Source organism: Paludisphaera rhizosphaerae, assembly GCF_011065895.1.
In the GTDB taxonomy this organism is placed as follows: domain Bacteria; phylum Planctomycetota; class Planctomycetia; order Isosphaerales; family Isosphaeraceae; genus Paludisphaera; species Paludisphaera rhizosphaerae.
In genome coordinates, this window is record NZ_JAALCR010000001.1 from 89,381 (window position 1) to 110,850 (window position 21,470).

At 65.3% G+C, this 21,470-nt stretch carries 19 protein-coding genes; 8 read left to right on the top strand and 11 right to left on the bottom strand.

Going from position 1 to position 21,470, the window contains the following annotated elements; genetic code table 11:
- Positions 1-274: 274 nt before the first annotated feature.
- The 5 genes from G5C50_RS00455 (at position 275) to prmC (ending at position 4,053) form a co-directional block, all read left to right on the top strand.
- Complete coding sequence (locus G5C50_RS00455) at positions 275-877, top strand: redoxin family protein (protein ID WP_165063555.1); 603 nt, start codon at positions 275-277, stop codon at positions 875-877.
- Between the two features lie 99 nt (positions 878-976).
- Positions 977-1,510 (top strand): TlpA family protein disulfide reductase, encoded by a 534-nt coding sequence (locus G5C50_RS00460; protein WP_165063556.1) that lies wholly within the window; start codon positions 977-979, stop codon positions 1,508-1,510.
- A 159-nt stretch (positions 1,511-1,669) separates the two neighbouring features.
- Positions 1,670-1,909 (top strand): 50S ribosomal protein L31, encoded by a 240-nt coding sequence (gene rpmE / locus G5C50_RS00465; RefSeq protein WP_165063557.1) that lies wholly within the window; start codon positions 1,670-1,672, stop codon positions 1,907-1,909.
- Positions 1,910-2,036: 127 nt separating this feature from the next.
- On the top strand, positions 2,037-3,104 hold the full coding sequence (gene prfA, locus G5C50_RS00470; RefSeq protein WP_165063558.1) for a peptide chain release factor 1: 1,068 nt from the start codon (positions 2,037-2,039) through the stop codon (positions 3,102-3,104).
- A gap of 31 nt (positions 3,105-3,135) precedes the next feature.
- On the top strand, positions 3,136-4,053 hold the full coding sequence (gene prmC, locus G5C50_RS00475) for a peptide chain release factor N(5)-glutamine methyltransferase (protein ID WP_165063559.1): 918 nt from the start codon (positions 3,136-3,138) through the stop codon (positions 4,051-4,053).
- Between the two features lie 189 nt (positions 4,054-4,242).
- On the opposite strand, the gene G5C50_RS00480 is transcribed toward prmC, so the two are convergent.
- The 6 genes from G5C50_RS00480 to G5C50_RS00505 all read right to left on the bottom strand — a co-directional run bounded on the left by G5C50_RS00480 (position 4,243) and on the right by G5C50_RS00505 (position 11,342).
- Positions 4,243-5,895, bottom strand: coding sequence for a galactose oxidase (locus G5C50_RS00480; RefSeq protein ID WP_165063560.1), 1,653 nt, complete (start codon positions 5,893-5,895; stop codon positions 4,243-4,245).
- A gap of 57 nt (positions 5,896-5,952) precedes the next feature.
- Complete coding sequence (locus tag G5C50_RS00485) at positions 5,953-6,192, bottom strand: hypothetical protein (RefSeq protein WP_240906894.1); 240 nt, start codon at positions 6,190-6,192, stop codon at positions 5,953-5,955.
- Positions 6,193-6,227: 35 nt separating this feature from the next.
- On the bottom strand, positions 6,228-7,313 hold the full coding sequence (locus G5C50_RS00490; RefSeq protein ID WP_165063561.1) for a DUF1559 family PulG-like putative transporter: 1,086 nt from the start codon (positions 7,311-7,313) through the stop codon (positions 6,228-6,230).
- 377 nt (positions 7,314-7,690) lie between these two features.
- The gene (locus G5C50_RS00495) at positions 7,691-8,596 is read right to left on the bottom strand and encodes a serine/threonine protein kinase (RefSeq protein WP_165063563.1); all 906 of its coding nucleotides are present in this window, start codon (positions 8,594-8,596) and stop codon (positions 7,691-7,693) included.
- A 375-nt stretch (positions 8,597-8,971) separates the two neighbouring features.
- A complete protein-coding gene (locus tag G5C50_RS00500) occupies positions 8,972-10,699 on the bottom strand; it encodes a hypothetical protein (RefSeq protein ID WP_165063565.1) in 1,728 nt (575 codons plus the stop codon).
- On the bottom strand, positions 10,689-11,342 hold the full coding sequence (locus tag G5C50_RS00505) for a fused DSP-PTPase phosphatase/NAD kinase-like protein (protein WP_165063566.1): 654 nt from the start codon (positions 11,340-11,342) through the stop codon (positions 10,689-10,691). The genes G5C50_RS00500 and G5C50_RS00505 overlap by 11 nt, the downstream gene beginning before the upstream one ends.
- Positions 11,343-11,647: 305 nt before the next feature.
- On the opposite strand from G5C50_RS00505, the gene G5C50_RS00510 reads away from it, so the two are divergent.
- Complete coding sequence (locus tag G5C50_RS00510) at positions 11,648-14,497, top strand: protein-disulfide reductase DsbD family protein (RefSeq protein ID WP_165063568.1); 2,850 nt, start codon at positions 11,648-11,650, stop codon at positions 14,495-14,497.
- Between the two features lie 639 nt (positions 14,498-15,136).
- On the top strand, positions 15,137-15,508 hold the full coding sequence (locus G5C50_RS00515) for a hypothetical protein (RefSeq protein ID WP_165063570.1): 372 nt from the start codon (positions 15,137-15,139) through the stop codon (positions 15,506-15,508).
- Between the two features lie 100 nt (positions 15,509-15,608).
- Here the strand turns inward: G5C50_RS00515 and G5C50_RS00520 are convergent, their stop codons facing one another.
- The 3 genes from G5C50_RS00520 to G5C50_RS00530 form a co-directional block, all read right to left on the bottom strand.
- Positions 15,609-15,983: a hypothetical protein gene (locus G5C50_RS00520; protein ID WP_407673458.1), complete on the bottom strand. Its 375-nt coding sequence runs from the start codon at positions 15,981-15,983 to the stop codon at positions 15,609-15,611.
- Between the two features lie 194 nt (positions 15,984-16,177).
- Positions 16,178-16,642 carry a helix-turn-helix domain-containing protein gene (locus tag G5C50_RS00525; RefSeq protein WP_165063574.1) on the bottom strand — a complete coding sequence of 155 codons (465 nt, stop codon included), beginning with the start codon at positions 16,640-16,642 and terminating at the stop codon, positions 16,178-16,180.
- A gap of 158 nt (positions 16,643-16,800) precedes the next feature.
- Positions 16,801-17,799 (bottom strand): hydroxyacid dehydrogenase, encoded by a 999-nt coding sequence (locus G5C50_RS00530; RefSeq protein ID WP_240906895.1) that lies wholly within the window; start codon positions 17,797-17,799, stop codon positions 16,801-16,803.
- Between the two features lie 148 nt (positions 17,800-17,947).
- Here G5C50_RS00530 and G5C50_RS00535 point away from each other — a divergent pair, with 148 nt between their 5' ends.
- Positions 17,948-19,165, top strand: a complete 1,218-nt coding sequence (locus tag G5C50_RS00535; RefSeq protein WP_165063578.1) for a phospholipid carrier-dependent glycosyltransferase — start codon at positions 17,948-17,950, stop codon at positions 19,163-19,165.
- Here the strand turns inward: G5C50_RS00535 and G5C50_RS00540 are convergent.
- Positions 19,162-20,316, bottom strand: coding sequence for a GtrA family protein (locus tag G5C50_RS00540; protein WP_165063580.1), 1,155 nt, complete (start codon positions 20,314-20,316; stop codon positions 19,162-19,164). The genes G5C50_RS00535 and G5C50_RS00540 overlap by 4 nt on opposite strands.
- A 31-nt stretch (positions 20,317-20,347) precedes the next feature.
- The gene (mnmA, locus tag G5C50_RS00545; protein WP_165063582.1) at positions 20,348-21,427 is read right to left on the bottom strand and encodes a tRNA 2-thiouridine(34) synthase MnmA; all 1,080 of its coding nucleotides are present in this window, start codon (positions 21,425-21,427) and stop codon (positions 20,348-20,350) included.
- Between the last annotated feature and the right edge of the window lie 43 nt (positions 21,428-21,470).

The window sequence follows — 21,470 nt, forward strand, 5'->3', positions numbered from 1 at the left end:
AGTTGTTGACTGGCCCTATCACGGTCTTATAATCGGTCGATCGAAGCATCCCGAGGGCGTCCGGACATCCGCAGAGGGTCGAAGCGGACGGAGCTCTCGAAAACGGCAAGCCGTGTAGACCAGCTATAACGCTTTCTTCAGAAAGCTGAGCGTTCCGAGGGTTCGTCGTCGTCCGGCGGCTCTCGCCTCGACCGATCGGTGGTTCGTCATGTGGGCGGGAGTCGCGCGGAGGACGCCCGGCCCAGACCTCACACCCCAGACGGAGTCAGCCTCGATGCGGAAAGTTCTTCTCGGCTTGGTCGTCGCAGCCCTGGCGACCCCGGCGTTCGCCAACGACAAGGTGAAGATCGGCGACAAGGCTCCGGTCTTCTCGGGCATCCCGGCCGTTTCGGCGACCGGCGAGCAGGCCAGCCTGACCCTTTCGGACCTGAAGGACGACGTCGTCGTCCTCGTCTTCCTCGCCAACCACTGCCCGGCCGTTCTGGGCGTTGAGGACCGCCTCAACGAGTTCACCACCGCCTACAAGGACAAGGGCGTCACCGTCGTCGGCGTTTGCGTCGCCGACCAGGAAGGCGACAAGCTCCCGGCCGTCGCCAAGCGGATCGCCGACAAGAACGACGCCAAGATCAACTACCTGTACGGCCACGACGAGACCCAGGCCATCGGCAAGGCCTACGGCGCCAAGACCACCCCGACCTTCTTCGTCCTGGACAAGAATCGCAACGTCCAGTACATCGGCGCCTTCGATGACAACCCGAAGGAAGAGAAGGTCAGCAAGCACTACGTGAAGGACGCCGTTGACGCCCTTCTCGCCGGCAAGACCCCGGAAGTCACCGAGACCAAGGCCCCGGGGTGCGGCATCGGCTACAAGAAGTGAGTCGGGACGCCTTCAAGGCGACCAACTGAAACTCTCGGGCCGTCGGACCTTTTGGTCCGACGGCTCGCTTCGCTTCACCCGATCGAGGAACCTGTGGCCATGATCCGCAAATCCGCCCTGCTCTCGGTCTGCCTGGTCGCCTCGCTCGCGTGCTTCGGTCGCGCCGGCGATACGAAGACCGACGCGGTGACGCTCCGTCAACTCACGTGGGCCGATTTCCAGAAGCACCTCGCCTCCACCAAGGACGCGAAGTTTACGATCGTCGACGCCTGGGCCACCACTTGCGGCCCTTGCAAGCAGAACTTCCCCCACCTCGTCGAGATGTACCACAAGTACGGCGACAAGGGGCTGGCCGTCGTCTCGCTGTCGCTCGACGACTACGAAGATTCCAAGGCGGTCGCCGACGCTGAGAAGTTTCTCCGCGAAAAGAAGGCGACTTTCACCAACGTCCTCCTGAAGGAGGAGTTCGGCGTCGGCTTCGACAAGTTGAACATCAGCGCCATCCCCGCCGTATTCCTCTATGGACCCGACGGTAAAGAGATCGCCAGGTTCACCATGGAAGACGTGGACAACCAGTTCACCTATGAGCAGGTGGAAAAGGACGTCCGCCAGCGACTCGGCGTCTCCAACTGACCTTGGGGCCGGCCGATCGTTTGTGTTACAGTGTCTGCTTCGGTCCGGACTCCTTCCTTGGGGCCGGCCGCCACTCAGAGTCGGTTCACAAGAGGCAAGGAAGGGGATAGTCCCCGGCCCTTTTGGAACAAACTCTCATACGAGAAAAGACGAACGGCGATGAAAGACGGCATCCACCCCAAGTACGTCGATTCCACGGTCAGCTGCGGCTGCGGCAACACCTTCCAGACCCGCAGCACCAAGCCCAAGATCGTCGTGGAAGTCTGCTCGAAGTGCCACCCGTTCTTCACCGGCTCGGTGAAGTTCGTCGACGCGGCCGGTCGAGTCGACAAGTTCAACAAGAAGTTCCAGGGGACCTACGGCAAGGCCAAGAAGGCCGCCGAGCCCGCCAAGGCGTAGTTTCGACTCGCCTCGATTTTAGGCAACGGCCCGCGGGACGTTCTCGTCCCCGCCGGGCCGTTTCGCTTCCATAGCGCTGGCTTGCTGAACATAGGTCTTTCGAGAACCCCATCGGGTCGTCCCTCGCGTGTTTGAGAAGCTCCAGGCCGACTACCGTCGCTTCCAGGAGATCGAGCGGGAACTCGTCGACCCGGCCGTGGCCGTCGATCCCGTCCGCGTCACGGCGCTCTCGCGCGAGCGGGGGAAAATTGCCAAGGTGGCCACCCTTTACGGGCGCTACCTTGAACTCGGCCGCCTGATCGACGAGGCCGAGACACTCCTCGACGCCGAGCGCGACGCCGAGATGAAGGAGTACGCCGAGGGTGAACTCGCCGGCCTCCGCGAGCGCCGGGAGGTCGACGCGGAGGCCCTGCGCAACCTCCTCTACGACCGAGAATCGGGCGCGGATCATGCCGCGCTCATCATGGAAATCCGCGCCGGCACGGGCGGCGACGAGGCTGCGCTCTTCGCCCGCGACCTCTACGAGATGTATCGCCGGTTCGCTGAGACGATGGGCTGGAAGTTCGAGCTGATCGACATGGAGCCGACTGAGCTGGGCGGCTTCCGTGAGGTCTCCTTCAGCGTCGCCGGCGAGGGCGCCTTCCGGCTCCTCCAGTTCGAGAGCGGCGGCCATCGCGTCCAGCGCGTGCCGCAGACCGAGGCCCAGGGACGCATCCACACCTCGGCCGCGACCGTCGCCGTCCTCCCCGAGCCCGAGGACGTCGAGATCGACATCCGGCCCGAGGACGTCCGCATCGACCTGATGTGCTCTGGCGGTCCCGGCGGTCAGCACCAGAACAAGGTCGAGAGCGGCGTCCGGCTGACGCACCTCCCGACCGGGATCGTCGTCAACTGCCGCGATGAGCGCAGCCAGCACAAGAACAAGGCCAAGGCGTTCCGCGTCCTGCGCTCGCGGATCTACGAGCAGCTCCAGGAACGGACCCGGTCGGAACGCGACCAGGCGCGGCGGACGCTGATCGGTTCTGGGGATCGCTCGCAGCGGATCCGCACTTACAATTTCCCGCAGAACCGCGTGACCGACCACCGGATCGGCCTGACGCTCTACAATCTTGACCAGGTGATCCAGGGGGACATGCTCGACCTCCTGAAGGCGCTGGTTGAGCACGATCGCCGCGAGCAACTGGGCGACCTCTGATCGGAACGAACCCCACGGAGAGAGGGGCGGCATGCGGCCCGATTCCCAAGAACCCGCGACGGCCGGCGAGTCCCCTCGACGTTCCGACGACGATTGGACCATCGGCCGGCTCCTTGCCTGGACGGCCGAGTTCCTCAAGAAGCGCGGATCGGATAGCCCCCGCCTCGACGCCGAGGTGATGCTCGCCCACGTCCTCGACTACGAGCGCGTGCAGCTCTACACCCACTACGAGGAAATCGTCGGCGAGTCGGCCCGCGGCAAGTATCGCGATCTGGTGCGTCGTCGCGCCGAAGGGGCTCCCGTCGCCTATCTCGTGGGTCGCAAGGAATTCTACTCGCTTCGGTTCGACGTCTCGCCGGCCGTGCTCATCCCGAGGCCCGAGACCGAGTTCCTGGTGATGGAGTTCCTCGCGGCGGTGAAGGGGCTGGAATCGCCCTCGGCGGTCGATGTCGGGACCGGCTCGGGATGCGTCGCCGTAGCCTCCGCCAAGCACTGTGCGGGGGCTCGATTCGTGGCGATCGACGTCTCGCCCGATGCTCTCGCAGTGGCCCGTCGCAACGCCGAACGGCACGAGGTGGCCGATCGCATCGAATTCCTCCAGGGCGACCTGCTGGCCCCGGTCGCCGATCGCGGGCCGTTCGACGTGATCGTCTCCAACCCGCCGTATATTCCATCAGCCGTCGTTGATGAGCTGGACCCTGGCGTCCGCGACTTCGAGCCGAGGCTCGCCCTGGACGGCGGTGCCGACGGCCTGGACGTCATCGCCCGCCTCGTCGATCAGGCTGCCCCCCTCCTCAAGCCGGGCGGTCGCCTGATGATGGAAATCGGCTTCGATCAGGACGAGGCCGTCCGGCGGCTGATCGGGGAGCGATCGGATTACGAGGTGCTTCCGACGATCTGCGACCTGCAGAAGTATCCGCGGGTGATTCGAGCCGCGCGGAAGAGCTGAGGACCACCCCAGCAAGCCCCGCCAATCCTCCCTTCTCCCACCAGGGGAGAAGGGAGGATCTGGGTTCCCGTCAGGGCGGTGAAAGCAGCTCAAATCTCTGAAGGACGCAGGGGAAACACCGATGCCCCGCAGCCTCGACCGAAGTTGGGCGACGGGGCGTCGAGTGGTTTCAACTCGTCCTGAATGCGATCAGTTCGAGGCGGTCGCCGTCGGCTTGGCCGTGTCGATGTGGACGGCTTCGATGTTCGGCGTTTGAGCCTGGCCGCGAGCATTGCCGCCCACGGCGATGATCGTGTCGTTCAGGCCCGGCAGGAGCCGGTGCGTCAGCCGGGGGAGGCCCCAACCGCCGATGGCTTCCCAGGCGTCGCCGGCGTCGTTCAGGCGGAAGATCCGGCCCGAAGCGCCGCTGTAGTAGATCCGGCCGGCGACCTCGAAGGCCGAGGTCCCGAAGCCTTCGGTGCGGCCGCCGCCGCCGAGGGCGGGGCCCTGCGACCAGGCGCCGGTGGCCGGGTCGTAGATGTCGACGTTGCGATCGACGGTCATGCCGCCGCCGACCAGGCCGCCGAGGACGTAGAGCTTGCCGTTGTGTGAAGCCACTGAAAGCGCCCGGCGCTGGAAGGGCTGGGGGATCGACTTCCAGCCGTCTTCAGGCTTGTCGAGGTTGAACGCGAGGGCGTCCTTGAGGAACGTCGACTCCTCATCCCCCCCCTTCATGTGCCAGCCGCCGGCGACGTAGACCGTCCGGCCGATCACGACGGCGTCGTGCGTCGAACGGGCTTCGGGCATCGGGGTCAGGGCCGTCCAGGTCTTGCTCTCAGGATCGAATCGGGAGAAGTCGGCGACCGAGTGCAGGTCGTGCTCCTCCCCAGACTTGTTCGAGGCGACCATACCGCCGAGGCGGTAGAGGTACTTGCCGTCGCTGACCAGGCCGAGGCCCTGAAGGTCCTTCTCCATCGGCAGCTCTTCCCAGGTCTTGCCGTCTTCCAGGTTGAGGCGGCGGAAGTGCTTGGCCGTGGTGTTGACGTCGTACGAGTGGGTCTTGCCGATGTGGCCGCCGTAGATGTACAGCCACTTGCCCAGCACCGCGCCGCCGAAGCTGTTGACGGCCGGATCGGGGATGTTGGCGACCGTCGTCGCTTCCAGGGCGGTCTTGCCGCCGAGCAGCGTCGAGGCGGGGGTGAAGTTGAGCGTGGCGTAGTAACGAGTCTCGGCGAAGGGCTTCCCTTCCTTGTCGCCGGCGGTCGCATCGACGTGGTTCGCCCAGACGGCAGCCTTGCCGTCGGCGAGACCTTCGACGGCCACGCGGCCCTGCTCGTCGGTCGTCACCTCGGTCGACTCGCCCTTGGCCGGATAGACCTTCACGCGGGCCTTGGCGACGGGCTTGCCGTTGAAGAGGACCTCAAGGACGGGCGCGGTGCTCGTGGTCACGACGCGGACGCGAAGCTTGTCGCCGTTCTCCTTGACGCTGTCGGCGACGGCATCCGTCTGGGCGCGAGCGGTGTAGAAGAGGCGGTAGGACTTGTCGTTCTTGGTCATGACGCCCAGGTCGCGCTCGGCGTCGACGAACGTGGCCGGCTTGCCGACCCAAAGGCCGTTGCGCGAGTCCGCGGCCACTTCCGACGGGATGGTTTGGCCGTCGGCCGTGATCCGCAGATCCTTGACGTATTTCAGGAACGACGAGTCGGGCTCGGGGTCCTCATTGAAGAACGCGCGGAAGACCGTTTCGCCGGGCTTGGCGCCGGCCTCGGCCTTGAGCCAGATGAAGTGGGCCCAGGCCGTTTGCGGCAGCAGGGCCGCGACGATCGCCAGGGCCAGGAGCTTGCTGGAACGGAAGAGTTTCATATTCAGATGCTTCTTTTGGTTTCGAGTGGGATCGGGCGATGAATCGTTCGTGGTCGCTCACCCCTCGTCGGGGAGCTGAATCTTCTTGTGACGAGAAGAAGCCTTCGCTTCCTTCTGCTTGCGGAGCTGCCGCTCCGCCTCGTCCTGAGCCAGGGCTTTCTTGCCCTCTTCCGAGTCGGCCGAGACGATTGGGCTGGTCGTCTCGGGGGTGCCCTCGCCGCAGCCGGTGACGCTCGCCGCCGAACCCAGGATAAGAAGGCAGAGGGCCGTCGGGGTCATCATTTTGATGGACTTCAACGTCCGGCTCCTGGTCTCTCGTGGGAGGTCGTCGATCACATCGCGTCGGACGAGACGATCTCGCCGCCTCCGATGGTCGAGAGCGCCTGGTAGGTCGGGAACGAGATCGAGTCCTTGACGGTCCGCACGGTGCCGTCGCCGAAGAGGAAATTCGTCGTGCCGGGGTGGGCCGACCGGAAGTTGGGGAGCACCTGGGCGGAAGCCGGAGCCGCCAGGCCGGGCGCCGCGTCGAAGACGTCGGTTGCCGATTCAGCGCCGCAGTCGTTGACGCGATAGGCGTTGCCGACCGAATCGACCGTCCTGGCCGCCAGGCCGCCGATGATCCGGGCCGTCGAGGTTCCCGTGGTCCAGGTTCGCGACCGGCCGTAGGCCATGAACATCAGATTGTCGTAGTAGACCGGCCCAGCCGTGTTGTAGCTTGCGAGCGGGAGGCAGACGCGAGTCGTGGTGCCGGCGGCGTAGAGCTTGTTCCGCTGGTTGCCGCCGGCGGCTTCCCCCATCAGGAACGTGTTGCTGGTGCCGTCGGTCACCTCGGCCAGCCGCGTCGCGGTGTCGAAGCCGAAGGGGCCCATCCGGCCCGTCTCGCCGAAGCCCTTGATCGCGTAGCGGCCAGCCCCGGCGTTGAAGAGATAGTCGGTCACGGCCGCCTTGGACACCGTCCATCCGCTGCTCGACGTCGATCCCACCTCGCCCGTGGCCCGGTTCGAGGGGCAGAGAAAGGTCGAGAACTGCATCGAGAACGCAGTGCTGTTGGACCACTGCGACCAGCCGAAGTACGCCAGCGACCCCGAATACGACGCCGTGCCGAAGTTGAACGCGTTGAAGGCGTTGGTCTGCTCGACATAGGGGAGCAGGAAGCTGTAGCCGGTGAAATTCAGGTAGGTGTAGTACATCCCTCCCTGAGCGGCCGGCGGCATCGCGTTGTTCGAGTCCAGGTAGTTGTGGATCGCCAGCCCGAGCTGCTTCATGTTGTTCGTGCACTGGATGCGCCGTGCCGCCTCGCGCGCCGCCTGCACCGCAGGCAGGAGCAACGCGATCAATACGGCGATGATCGCGATGACCACCAGGAGTTCAATCAGCGTGAAACCCCGACGTCGTCCGACCCGGGTACCCTGCGACATGTGAGAAAGCTCCGATGCCTTGCGTTTCGATGTTTCAGGGAATGAGAAAGCCGCTTCGCTTCCATGTCGGTGAGGCGACTCGTCCTAGCGGTGGCGCGTTCCCTGGGCTCTCCAGAGAACGCCCTCGCAGACCGCTCGCCCAACGATGAGAGCGTGCCATCGCTCCCAGTTCAGCTATCGCATGTCAGCCGCTGAACGGCCTATTGTGCGATTGAGATTCAATCTCAGCGCCAAACTCTAGCGTGGACCGTGTAGGTTGTCAACAAGCTGGAAGATGAACCGATTAGAAGTGCCGTGAATTTCGAAATCGACGAACGCCCCGGAAGGATCGTGATCCCTCGGGGGCGAGCAAGGAAGGTCGATGTCAGCCTAAAGCGTTAGGCCAGAACGCGTTTCGGCGGTATGGAGCGGAGGTGTTCGGCGAGAGTCGCCAATGAGGGCCAGCGGTCGCGACGGTCCACGGCGACGAGTTTGAGGAGCGTGTCCCTGAGTTCGTCGGACAGTTTCGGCTGCACGACCTGGGGATCGGACGGCGGGGTCCGGAAACGCTGGAGGAGAGCGTTGGGGGAAGCGGGGGCGTCGTAGGGGAGCTTGCCGGTCAGGAACTGGAAGGCGACGACGCCGAAGCTAAAGACGTCGATCTGCTCGTCGATCGATTCCCGACGGATCAACTCGGGGGCCATGTACTGAAGGCAGCCGGTGCGGTTTCCTGGCTTTCGAAACGCGGGCGTATTGGGGACGGTCAGTCCGAAGTCGATGACTCGCGCCCGATGGTCGTGCGAGCGATCGACGAGGAAGTTTCGAGGATTGACGTCGTGATGAATGAACCCGGCCTGGTGGACGGCGGCGAGCCCCTCCGCCGCTTGAGCCAGCCATTCGAGCCGATGCGCCGTGCGGCCGAGCCGGTCTTCCTGCATTTTCTCGAAGGAGATCCCGTTGATGTATTCCATCACCAGGAATTCTTCACCCTTCGAGGTGATCCCGCTTTCCAGAGTCCGGACGACGTTCGGGTGGCGGATCTGGATCGCGATCGCCCCTTCGGCGGGGCGCTCCTCATGACGAGACGCACGCGCCTGGGCCGCTTCATTCCGCTCGCGATCCTGGACCTTGAGGCACACGAGCTTGCCAGACTGGGTGTCGAGCGCCTTATAGACCTTCGACATGCTCCCCTGGGAGGAGACGTCGGATTCGATCAGGAACCGTTTCTGAATATCGACGACAGGGCGACGGCCGCCGCTTTCCGGCGGTGCTGCGACGAATATCCCTTTGAGTTTGCCGATCATGTCGCCACGCCCTCCAACGGTCGAGGCTCGGGCAAGCAGCCCGGGTGGTTTTCTGTCGCGGGGGTCGCAGTCGCGGGGCTGTCAGGCTTCATTCACCGACCGGAAGGGAGGGGCGCAACCGGTCAGCGAGCAAGTCAGGTCGAGACTACCCCCGAAAGCTCATACGCGTGGCCCGAACGACTGTGACGAGACCTTGATCATACGTCCGAAAGGCCGCCTTCGTTCACGCCATCTGATTCTATCTTTCCAAGCGGTTTCCTAGTTTATTCGTGGCTGAGATTTCACGTAAATGCTTACGGGAAATGACATCGGCGCGAGGACGTCTCCGTCTCGCGCCGATTCGTTGGATCGGATCTTCGACTCCCGAACCATCTCTTATTGTGGCGCCGGAACGCGGGAGACCAGTTTGCCCGAGGGTGTGAGCAAGACGCCCTCCGTGCGAGCCAGGATGCGACGGCTGCCCATCAAGCTGGGGGGCTCGAACGTGGCGACCTTGACAAGCTTGGGAGCGCTCGGGGGCCAGTTCTCGTACTCGGATTCCAGCAAGAGGACGTGCTTGCTCTCCGACGTCTGGGGAAAAGCCAGATGCTGCGGGCTGTGCAGCATCCGGATCGGCCGACCGATGGCGAAAGCGAGATCCTCCGGCCATTCATGCAACGTGTAGATCGGCCAGTGCGGCAGGAGCCACTGACCGATCGCCCGACCCCACGGCCCCTGGCCATACCGATAGGTCCATTCCGGAATGTAGTAACCCGCGTGAACCCACTTGAGGCAGGCAGTGAGCAGGAGCAGAGCCAGCACCCCGCGCTTCGAGCAGCCGAGTTCGAAGGCCCGCCAGGCGAATGCCGCGACGACCACGCCTCCGATCGCGAAGACCACGCCGATCGGCCGGTAGTAGGTGAAGACGATGGTCAGGACGTATGTGCCGTAGAGGGTCACGAAAACCCAACCGCCGACCAAGGCTGCGACGATCGCGAAGAAGGCTCGACGCGTCGGCGACGACAACTCGCCCGACCAGGCCGCGCTCAGTCCGGCCGAGGCGACCACCAGGAGCGCAGCCAGCGCCGGCAGCGCTGACGCCGAGGCCAGCCCGGGGACGATCATGCCGCCGACCATCGCCGCGATTCCCACGCGCAGCCAGTCCAGCACCAGGCCGTCGGTCTCGGCCTTGAAACGCTCCCGCAGCGAGCCGCTCGCGGCCAGAAAGGCGAACGGCGAGAGCGGCATTCCCATCAACAGGCAGCCGATCGGCAGAGCCCATGCGGGTCGCTGGTTCATCGGCGTCGCCAGCGCGCCGAGGAACGAGCCCAACGAAGTCGGCAGCGTCCAACTGAGACGCTGGGTCAACGGCCACATCAGAGCCGCCGCCGCAGCCTGTGCGGAGGCGACCTGAACGGTCCAGACCAGCCAGGCGACCGCCGTCAGCACCGGAGGGACGATCATTCCGACCGAGAAATCCGCGTCGCGACGGCCGAGCACGATGACGGCTAGGCCGAGGATCACCAGCGGAGGCCAGCCTCCGGCCAGGAAAGCCAGCGAGGCCCAGACGCCGGTGATCCAGTCGGTCCGGCGGCTCAACATCCGGTCGAGGGCGGCGACCGTGGCCATTCCGGACAGGAAATCGATCCCCGAGCTTCCCGCGTGGCTCATGATCGCGAGCGACCCGAACCAGGCGAAACCGAACAGCAAGGCCGTGGTCGTCCTGCCATGGGCGACGAACCGACGGGCCAGGATCCAGCCGGCGGCGAGGCCGGCGACCGCCGAGGGCCAGAGAACGACGCCTGGGTCGGGACGTCCCGGCTCGCCGAGGAGATGGATCACTCGGGCGATGGCCGCGGGGAGCGGCCAGAGATCGGGCCGCCACTGGCTGTACAACTGGCCGACTGGTCCGAATCCCTCGCCTGCCGCCACGCCCAGCCGGGCGTCAGAGCCTGTCAGATCGGCGTCGCCGCCGCCGACGAGCACGAAGATCAGGCCGACGGCGATCAGCGTCGGCACGCACCAGGCTCGAGCCTCGGGGAGCTTGACGACGACCTTCCCCTCGTCCGCCCGAAAGCGCCGGCCGAGACTCGTCCGCCCGGCCTGAATCTGCTCAGTGGTCATGGGCGGCCTCCTCGGGCAGGGCTTCCTCGGCGACGGGCGGCAGGGCGACCTCGGCCGCCGCGGTTTCGGGGGTGTTCCGCTCGTCGATGGTGATCGGGTGGTGGAGGTCGGAGTCCGGTTTGTTGCGGGCCATGGCGTAGATGTAGCCGGGGATCCAGCCCTCGCGATAGGTCTGGCGGCGAGCCTCGGCGGCGACGTCATCGATCGTCCAGCCGTCGCGTTCGTAGCGATACATGGCCACCGACGATCCCGTTCGACACGTCCCCCGGGCGCAGTGGACCAGGACAGGCCGGCGCTCGGGGGAGTCGACGACTTCGAGCACCTTGCGGAACTGCTCCTCGCGGCCGAAGCCGTCCCCCGGCATCGGGAGATTGACGAAGCCGACGTTCATGGATTTCGCCAGGCTTCGTTCGACCTCCATCTCCTTGCCGGGGAGCTGGAGGTTGACGACCGTCCGGATTCCGTACCGACGCACGGCTTCCACGAGTTGATCGCTCGTAAGCTGGCCGCTGCGATAGAGGACGCCCGGTTTGACGACGTCCCAGTGATCCCATCGCAGCCTGTTCTGGCTGTCGAGTACGGCCATCCAGACGGCGGCGACGACGCCTGCCGCGAAGATCGCGCCGAGGAGGATTCTGCGCATTCGGCCCCGTCCTGTCCTGAGGAATCCGAACCGTTCCTGGTTCCGGCCGCTCGGAGCCGCAATAGGGGCGTGTGGTTGCTGCGCAGGGTGCAAGCCGGTCCGAGGCGGTCGGGCATGTTAGGCCAGTCTGTCGGATCGGTCAATGCGAACCACCGCCCGGGGCCGGACGCGCTTCTCACCGCCTTGCCGCTAAGCCTATCAGAGCTATAGGATGAAGAGGCTCGAAGCCTCTGGAAGCGATCCTCCCACCCCGGCACGGGATGGATGACGTGAAGGTGCCGTGTACTCCTCCACAGGGTTCCCCGATGATGCAACCTCACCTCGCCGGTCGCGCCGTTTCGGCGTTCGCCGTGGCGTTCGTCATGATGGCCGTCCCGGCCTTCGGCGACGGGCTCCAGCCCGCTCAGAAGGACAGCAATCCCCGGGGAAAGCCCAAGGATGCGGAGCTGACCGCGACCATCGAACCGGCCGAGGCCAAACCGGGAGACGTCGTTCAGCTCACCGTGCATGCCAAGCTCAAGCGGGGCTGGCACATCTACACCTTCGCTGAAAAGCAGCGCGACGACGGCCCGCGCCACACCCTGTTTGACACGTTCGACCTGGCGGGGTTGGAGGCGGACGGCGCCTGGACGGCCTCGAAGCCGGCCGAGTCCAAGGCCGAGCCCGCCTTCGAGAACAAGGTCTTCGAGTTCTTCGAGGACGAGGTCTCCTGGAGCCTCCCCCTCAAGGTTCCGGCCGACGCCACGTCGGGCAAGAAGACAATCCGCGTTCAGGCGAGCTACCAGATCTGCAACGCCTCCAGTTGCAGCTTCCCGGGTCGATGGACGCTCCCCGATGCGGTCCTGACGGTCGTCGGCGGCAAGGCCGCCGCGCCGGAGGCCTCGCCCAAGGCTGCCCCGAAGAAGAAGGACACGCCCGAGAAGCTCCGGCCTCGGGGCGTGTCGCTGGCTCCTTCGATCTCGCCGGCCGAGGCGAAGCCGGGTGACACGGTGACCTACAAGGTGGCCGTCAAGCTGGAGCCGGGTCTTCATATTTACGACCTCGAGAAGCCCGGAGCGAATGGGAACGGCCCGGTGCCGACCGCGTTCGACCTTTTCGACACCGGCGGACTTCAAGCGTCCGGAGCCTGGAAGCCCTCGCACGAACCGACGGTCAAACCTGAGCCTGCCTTTGGCGACAATGTGCTCGTCGAGTTCTTCGAGGACGAGGTCGCCTGGTCCACAGAGCTGAAGATTCCCGCCGGCGCCGCGCCCGGCGAGCATACGATCCAGAGCCAGATCAACTACCAGATCTGCAATGAGAACTCCTGCTTCCCGCCGACCTATCAGTCGCTCCCCGAGGTCGTCGTGAAGGTGGTCGATGGGAACTCCACGGTCACCCCGGCATCGGCCGCCGTGGCCGCGACGCCGGCCCCGCCCGCCGAGATTCCCGCTGCCGCCGCCGTGGCTGCGACGCCGGCCTCGCCCACTGAGACTCCTGCCGTGGCCGCCGTGGCTGCGACGCCGGCCCTACCTGCCGAGGCTCCGACCGCGTCCGTTGCGGCCTCCCCCGCTCCGGCCGCTGCGGCCGTCCCCGCGAAGCCGAGCGAAGAGCCGAAGCCCGCCTCCGCCGCTGCGACGGTTATCGGCAAGGCGCCGGCCGAGGAGGCTCCGGTCAGCGAGATCGCCCGGACGGCCCAGCAAGGTTTGATCCCCTTCCTGATCGCCTCCGCGCTGGGAGGGCTGTTTGCGCTGGTGATGCCCTGCGTTTGGCCGATGATCCCGATCACGGTCAACTTCTTCGTCAAGCAGGGGGCTCAGAAGGGCAAGGGCGGGACGACGGGCCTGGCCGTGGTTTACTGCCTGGCGATCATCGGGATTTTCACGATGGTCGGCGTGGTCTTCTCGTTCCTGTTCTCTCCGTCCTTCCTCCAGAACCTGGCCAACAACCCCTGGCTCAACCTGGTGGTCGCCGGCCTGTTCCTGGCCTTCGGTCTGAGCCTGCTGGGGATGTTCGAGATCAGCCTGCCGAGCTTCCTGCTGAACGCCTCGTCCCGCGGCGAAAGCCGAGGCGGGCTGGTGGGCATCATCTTCATGGCGCTCACGCTGACGATCACCTCGTTCACCTGCACGTTCCCCGTCGTCGGCGGCCTGCTCGTCATGGCCTCCCAGGGGAACTTCCTCTACCCGATCATCGGCCTCGCCACCTTTGCATCGGTCCTGGCGTTCCCGTTCTTCGTGCTGGCCCTCGCCCCCGGCCTGATCTCGAAGATGCCCCGCAGCGGCGACTGGATGAACTCGGTCAAGGTCGTCGGCGGCCTGGTGGAAATCGGTGCGGCGCTCAAGTTCCTGAACACCGCCGAACTCGGCTGGGTCACTCCTGAGAACGCCTGGTTCGACGCCCAGGTCGTGCTGACGGCCTGGATCGTGCTCTCCGCGGTTTGCGGCGTCTATCTGCTGGGCCTCTTCCGTACGGACCACGACTACGACGAGGTGAAGGTCGGCTCCGGCCGGATCCTTTTCGGCTGCATGTTCCTGGGCCTGGCCCTCTACATGGCCCCCGCTCTCTTCGGCCGACCGCCGCAGAGCCTCGTCTGGGACCGGATGATCGTGGGGATCCTGCCCCCCGACTCCAACGAACTCGTGGCCGAGACGCGGATCGCCAGCGCGACGGGTGCCGGCGAATCCGGCGAGGTCAAAGCGACCTCCACCGACCCGGCCCAGGCCGAACGCGAGCAGAAGAGCCTGCACGGCGTTCTCTGGGGGATGAGCCTAGACCAGGCCAAGGAGGAGGCCGCAGCCCAGAACCGGCCGATCCTCATCGACTTCACCGGCGTCAACTGCGCCAACTGCCGCCTGATGGAGCGGAACGTCCTGCCGAGGCCGGACGTGGTGAAGCTGCTCAAGGAGTTCGTGACGATCCAGCTCTACACCGACCGGGTCCCGATCGGCTCGCTCACGGCCGACCAGCGCGAGGAACTGGCCCAGGCCAACCAACTTCGCCAACTCGACCTGGCCGCCGAGCAAACCAACCCGTTCTACGTGATCCTTACGCCCGAGGGGAAAGTCGTCTCCTCGATGGGCGGCTACAACGAACCGCCCGTTTTCCAGGACTTCCTGACCAAGGCCCTCGATAAGGCCCGCGGCGCTTCCCGGGTCGCCCGGGCGGGCTTCTGAACTGGAGCGAGTCGTTCAAGCTGGCCAATCGCATCCAATCGACCCTCCCGGTGATTGGGTCCGATTGGCTTCTTTCGTGCGAGTGGACGACTGAAGCCAATGGGCGCAACTTTCTTGTAGGCATCGGGTTGGGGCGCGATTTTCACTCTCGGCAGTGGGTTCGTTCGATCGCTCTGGATGAAGCGTTGCCGCATACCCTCACGAGTTCGCAGACACTGACAGCCGCATTTTCAAAAGCCCTCCTATCTCTAGAGTGGCTCTCGGCGGCGATTCATATCTCTGAAATCTCGGACGGATGGGAGGGTGGAATCGATTGGTGGGTCACCAGCCCATGGCCAGCGTTAAGGTGACCTTCGCGTTCATGCTGAGGATGCGATGCACGCCGGAGAGGCGCGGTTTGTACAATCCTCGACGAGCAATGACGATCAGGAAGTCGCCTGCTCGGGTGCCGGATTGCTTCGTCGCCGGTCTGATGTACGTCCAGCAGCTCGTTTGACGAGCCGATGCGAAGCGGTCGTAGAGTGCCCCCTCATTGCCGTGGCCTGGCCCACAGCCCGGAGCTGATGGTGTTTCTCATGGGAGCCGAATCAGATGGGGACTGACTGGGAATACTATAGTCCACGGCCTGATGACGCTCGCATGGCCGCTGAACGCGAGCGAATCGATTTTTTCCGAGAGCAGCCGCTTGAGGCGGAGTCGAACTGGCGACTGATCCTCGTCCAGTTGGATGACTTCGGTGGCCCGCCGCCCCCAGAGTTCTACTTCGACCGATGCAGGGAAACGCTTCGAAGTCGTGGGTTCTCAAATGCGGTCGTCGACGAGATGGAGAGAATCGTCCACGAGATCGTCCTGCCCTACAACGAACAGTTGCCGTACCCCGATCTCTGGCCACGCGACGAGATCTTGGAACCTGCCATCGATTGGCATTTCAGGAATGGAGCGATCGACGAGGTCCGCAGAAACAAGTTGCTTGAATTCGCTGGTCACCTCCGACCTCAGTCCAGCACGTGAAGGTCGACCAAGAGGAAATATTGGATAATGTTTATATTAGAGGTTCAGATTTTAACGGTTGCAGCAGACTGGTACGAGTTCGATGTGCAGGTTACTGCTGTTATAGCCTCTCTTCGACGGCCCGAAGCAATACGACGCTCCGGTCGAGGCCTACCTTCTCAAGAGTGGCAAGGTGCTCGGAGATCGACTTCGGCGGGTTTTTGAGTAGTCCTCGCTGATTCTGGACCGCCTGATAGACCTCCTCCTCAAACTCTTCCAGCAATTGGACGAGGAAGGCGTCCGGATGAATGGCGGCGACACCGTGCGGTCGCGTCAGTTCTCCGGGAAAGTCCTTCAGATTGAAGGTGACGATGCTCTCCGCCCCAGCGTGGATCGCCGCTGCCAGCACATGACGGTCGTCCGCGTCCGGCAGGTTCAGTGTGGGGATCAGCGGCTCGTATCCAATCACGAGACAGTCTGGGATGGCCGCGTCCATAAGTCGACAACAGCGGGCCAGGCTCGCGGCGGCGACTTCGGGCCGGACGTTTAGGACGCTACGAGTCCACTCCTCGTGGATGGCGACGGTCCATCTTGGGCGACATGCCCCGGTGATACCCAGCCAGACGAAGAGGTCCCTCAGGGATGGCGGGAAGAGGATGCAGGAATCGTAAAGGACGGTCGGGGGGCGGCTCATTTCGGATCAGCGTCGTACAACCCCAGTTCACCGGTCAAAGCCGCCAACTCTTCCATCGACTTCAACTGTCCCGCGAACATCGTCTTCTTATAGGTCAGCACGTCGCCTAACAGAAGCCGGCGATGGAGACCAACCTTGCGGGCCGGTAGCGCCCCTTCATCGACCAGTTTGGCGACGTACGGGCGTGAGACGTTGAGGATGTCCGCTGCCTGTTGGGTGGACAACTCGGATTCGACCGGCGTGACGGCGATCGCTCGACCTCGCCCTAACTCCTCCAAGACTTGAAGGAGGGCCCTTTCTGCAGACGGAGGGAGCGTCATCGTCTCTCCGGTATCCACGTCGCGGAACTCGAGCGAGGACTTGCTCCTTTGAAGATGCGATGACAGCGCCACGCACGTCTTCTGCGCCATCAGCACTTCCGACTCTGCCGGTTCGATGATCTCATGCTTGTTGTTCGCCATGGCGCACCTTCCTCGCAAAGGTTTGAGGATAGTGTATCATGCGTCTCGAAGCCAACGCAACAGGCGAAATAAACGAAACAGGCTCGGCTGTTGTACAAATGACCCGGCTTGAACCGCGAAAACACATCGTCGTATTTTGATGTGTTCGCCGAATCCGGTTAACGAGCCGGCCGGTACAAGGGCGGCAATCCCAACCCCGAACGCACTTTCTCAACCTCGACGGGGTCGTTGACGGGGTGTTCGGGGACGCGGCCGGCGAGGACGTCGAGGACGCCTTCGGCGACCATGGTGGCCATGTTGCGGAGGCCTTCCTCGGTCTGGGCGGCGCTGTGGGGGGTGAGCATGACGTCGGGGCGGCCGATCAGGGGGTGGTTGGGGGGCGGGGGTTCGACGTCGAAGACGTCGGCGCCGTATCCCCAGAGGAGGCGGGCGTCGAGGGCGTCGGCCACGGCTTCCTCGTCGACGACGGGGCCGCGACTGGTGTTGATGAGGATGCAGCCTTCCTTGACGTTTGCCAGCGCCGCGCGATTCATCAGGCGGCGTGTGCTTCCGTCGAGCGGGACGTGGATGCTGATATAGTCCGACTGGCGGAGCAATTCATCGAAGCTCACGCGAGTCGCGCCAGCCCGCAGTTCGGCGTCTTCGGGGGGGCCGATGATGTCGTGGTAGAGGACTTGCATCCCGAATCCATGTTTTGCGGTTTCACCCAGTCGCTTGCCGATTCGGCCGAATCCGACGATGCCCAGCGTCCGCCCCAGGATTTCGCGGCCTCGCATGCTGGTGCGGGCGGCGTAGTTGCCGGCCTCCAGCTCCTTCATCATGATCGGGAAGTGCTTGGACAGGCCGATCATCATGGCGATGACGTGTTCGACCACGTCCTGCGTGTTCGCCCCCGGCGTGTAGACGACCTGAATTCCTCGGGCGGTGGCGGCGGGGACGTCGATGTGATCGAAGCCGACGCCGTGGCGGGCGACGACCTTGAGCTTGGGCGCCCAGCTCAGGACCTCAGCGTCGATCTTGCCGGCGGTCCGCGTGATGATCGCGTCGGCGTCTCGCGCCGCGGCCTCGATGGCGGCGCGGTCCTTGGGATCGGCCACGACGATTTCGGCGGCCTCGCGGACGAGCCGCATGCCGGCCTCGTCCATACCCGTCAACATGAGAACGATCGGCCGATCCGGCATTTCGTGTCACCAGGGGGAGAGAAAGCGTCTGCGTCGATGACGTCCGGGAGGATGGGTTACTATCATGAGAAGATCCCGGGCGACGGTCCCGGGTTCGGGACGACGTCCTAGATTAAGTGCCTTCATGACCCGTGACAATCCATGGACGTCGGCCGTCGTCCCCTTCGTCGTCGCCGTGGCGATCCTCGCTCGCCTCGCCGCGATGTTCCCAGCGTCGGGCCGATTCGACGATCCCGACAACTATCTCCCCCTGGCCGCTTCACTGGCGGCCGGAGAAGGGTTGTCGCACAAGGGACGTCCAACGGCCTATCGACCGCCGCTCTACCCCCTCCTGCTGGCCCCCCTGCTCCGCGTTTCGCCCTCGGGTGAGACTCCGACGACCGGGATCGCCCTGCTCCACCTGGGACTCGGGGCCGGGACGGCCTGGTGCGTGGTCCTCGCGGCCCGGCGGTTGGGGGCCTCGGAGTTTCGGGGGCTCGCGGCGGGCCTGATCGTCGCCCTCGATCCCGTGCTGGTGTGGCAGTCGCGCTACGTGATGACGGAGACGCCCGCCGCCTTCCTGACGGCCGCGGCGCTGGCGACGGCGGCGGCCGGCGGCTTCCGATCCGCCGGGGGGGCGGGTCTCCTGCTGGGGCTGGCGGGGCTCTGTCGGCCGAGCGCACTCCCCGGCGCAGGGCTGGTTGCGCTCGCCGCCGCGATCGTCCCGCCCGGCGATCGAAACGAACGTGTGAAGCGGGCTGCGGTACTGGGCTTCGCCGTCGTGATCGTCCTGTCGCCCTGGGCGGTCAGGAACCGCATCGCGCTCGGCGAGTTCGTCTGGACGACGACCCACGGCGGTTACACGCTGGCCCTGGCGAACAACGAGGTCTACTACCGCGACGTCCTCGACGGCCCACCGGGGCGCGTGTGGACGGGCCGCGACCAGTGGGCGTGGTGGGACTCAGTGAACCGTCGCACGGCCGGGATGCCGGAGCCGGTCGCCGACCGGTTCATGCGTGACGAGGCCATCGACCTGGCCCGACGTCAGCCAGTTGCGTTCGCGAGGGCCTGCCTTTCCCGTCTGGAGACCTTCTGGAGTCCGACCCCGGCCGCTGGCGTGTATTCAACCCGCGTGCGCGCGGTGACTCTGGCCTGGACGCTCCCCTTGTTCACGGCGTTCGCCATCGGCCTGGCATCGCCGACGTTCCGTCGCTGGCCGGGAATCGTGGCGCCTTGCCTGATTTTGGGCCTGACGATCGTTCACGCGTTCTACTGGACCGACCTGCGGATGCGTGCGCCGATCGTCCCGGCGATCGCGCTGGTCGCCGCTTTCGCCTCGTTCCCGTGGCGAAGGGGAAGTTAGGCGACGGCGGCCGGCTCGTCGGCGGCCTCGGAGGGGGACGTTGGAGGCTTCGCCGTGGGCTTGCGTCGGAAGACGATCCAGCGTGACATCGAGAAGCTGATGCCCGTCGCGACGACGATCCCGACCACGGCCGCAGCCAGCCGGTGACGGGCGAAGACCCCGAACCGACTCGGGAGATAGAGCCGCAACGTCAGGCTCACCACGATCCCGAGGGCGTTCCCCAGCGCGTAGATGAAGTACTGGCGGATGATCGATCCGCCCCGGGTGTCGTTGAACGTCAACCGGCGGTTGAGCAGGAAGTTCCACGTCAGGGCCGCCCCGATCGACAGGCAGCCCGCGAAGAACATCGAGCGGTTGAAACTCGTCGCAGGCTCCGGCGTTCCGCCGAGCCCGACCGAAGCGAGAAACCAGAGCAGGACGGCGTAGAGCGTGAGGTCGACGACCATCCCGGACGCGCCGACGATGCAGAACTGGACCAGTCGCGAGAGGGTGCCGAAGCGATGGTCCAACACGCGCTTGAGCTGTCGCAGGTCGTCGAGGCCGATGGGGTCGAGCCGCCGTCTGTCGTTCAATCCGGTGGGCACGGGGACGTCCAGGAACCGGCCGGAGCACCAGGTGAGGACGTCCAGCAGGATGCGCGATCCCGGTATGCGGGGATTCTCCAGCACCAGGGAGCCGACGGCCGAACGGCGGAGGGCGACGAGGCCGGAGAGACCGTCGGAAGTCCCCAGCGCGAGCCGACCGAGGATCGACAGGGTTCGTCCCTGGACGCCTCGAAGGCTGAACAGCCCGCGAGAGCTGTGGGGGACGCCGACGACGACGTCGGCCTGGCCGGCGTCGAGGGCGTCGAGAACCTGCGTCAGGGCGTCCGGGCCGTATTCGCGGGCGGGGTCGAGGATGATGAGGGTCTCCCCCTTCGCTGCCGTGAGGCCCTGGCGGAGGAGGCTGACGTGGTCGGCGCCCTCGTCGATGACCTGGATCATCGGGTAAAGGCCGATGGTCGACCGCTCCACGGGAGCAGAGCCGGCCCAGATCACCTCGACCGCGTTGACGCCCGGCCGTTCCAGCAGCAGACGCTGGTATTCCGCCAACTCGTCGTGGCGGAAGGCCTCCTCGCGGGTCTCCGGGACGATGAGGCTGATGAGGCTCATGGGCGGGGCCGTCCTTCCGTGGGAACCGTCGTCATTCGGCGAGCGCACGGTCGATCCAGCCGCCGCCGAGCACCATGTCGTCCTGATAGAGCGTGACGACCTGTCCCGGCGCGACCGCAGCCTGCGGCGTCTCGAATCGGACCCGAACGCGCCCCTCTTCCAGCGGCTCGGCGACCGCCGGGACGGCTCGATGTCGGGCTCGGATCTGGGCGTGGCAAGAGATCGGACCCTCGGGAGCCGGGGACTGCCAGTTGAACCGCTCCGCCTCCAGGGCGGGCCTCGTCAGCGACTCCCGCCGGCCGACGGTCACCGTCTTCGAGGCCGGCTCGATCTGCACGACGTATCGCGGTTCCCCTACGGCGAAGCCTAGTCCACGGCGCTGGCCGATGGTGAATTTTTCGATGCCGGGATGCTCGCCCAGAACGGTCCCGGTCTCGTCGACGATACTCCCGGCGGTTTCCTGATCGGGGCGGCGACGGTGAATGAAGCCCAGGTAGTCGTCGTCGGGGACGAAGCAGATCTCCTGACTCTCCGCCTTGTCGTGGACCGGGAGGTTGCACTCCAGGGCCAGGGCGCGGACCTCGGCCTTGGCGAGCCCGCCGATCGGGAAGAGGATCCGCGGGAGCATCTCTTTTGAGAGACCGGAGAGGACGTACGACTGATCCTTGTCGCGGTCGAGTCCGCGGCCGATTCGGGGCTCGCCGCCAGGGCCCTGGGCGATCCGGGCGTAGTGGCCGGTGGCGACGAAGTCGGCCCCGACGCTCTCCCCGTACTCCCAGAGTCGGCCGAACTTGAGCCAGATGTTGCACATCACGCAGGGGTTGGGAGTCCTGCCTGCGTAGTATTCGTCGGCGAAGTAGTCCTGGATGCGTCCGAACTCGCGTTCGAAGTCGAGGACGAAGAAGGGGATTTCCAGGCGGTCGGCGACGCGGCGGGCGTCGAGGGCGTCGGCGATGGAGCAACAGGTTTTGGCCCGGCGCTCCTCGGACTCGCCGTGGGAGCCGGTGCGCATGAAGAGGCCGACGACGTCGTAGCCCTCCGCCTTCAAGAGGTGGGCGGCCACGGAACTGTCGACACCGCCGCTCATCGCCAGAACGACGCGCTGAGGCATGACCGCGAGAGGCTCCAGAACGGGAGACGAGTCGCGGCGGCCC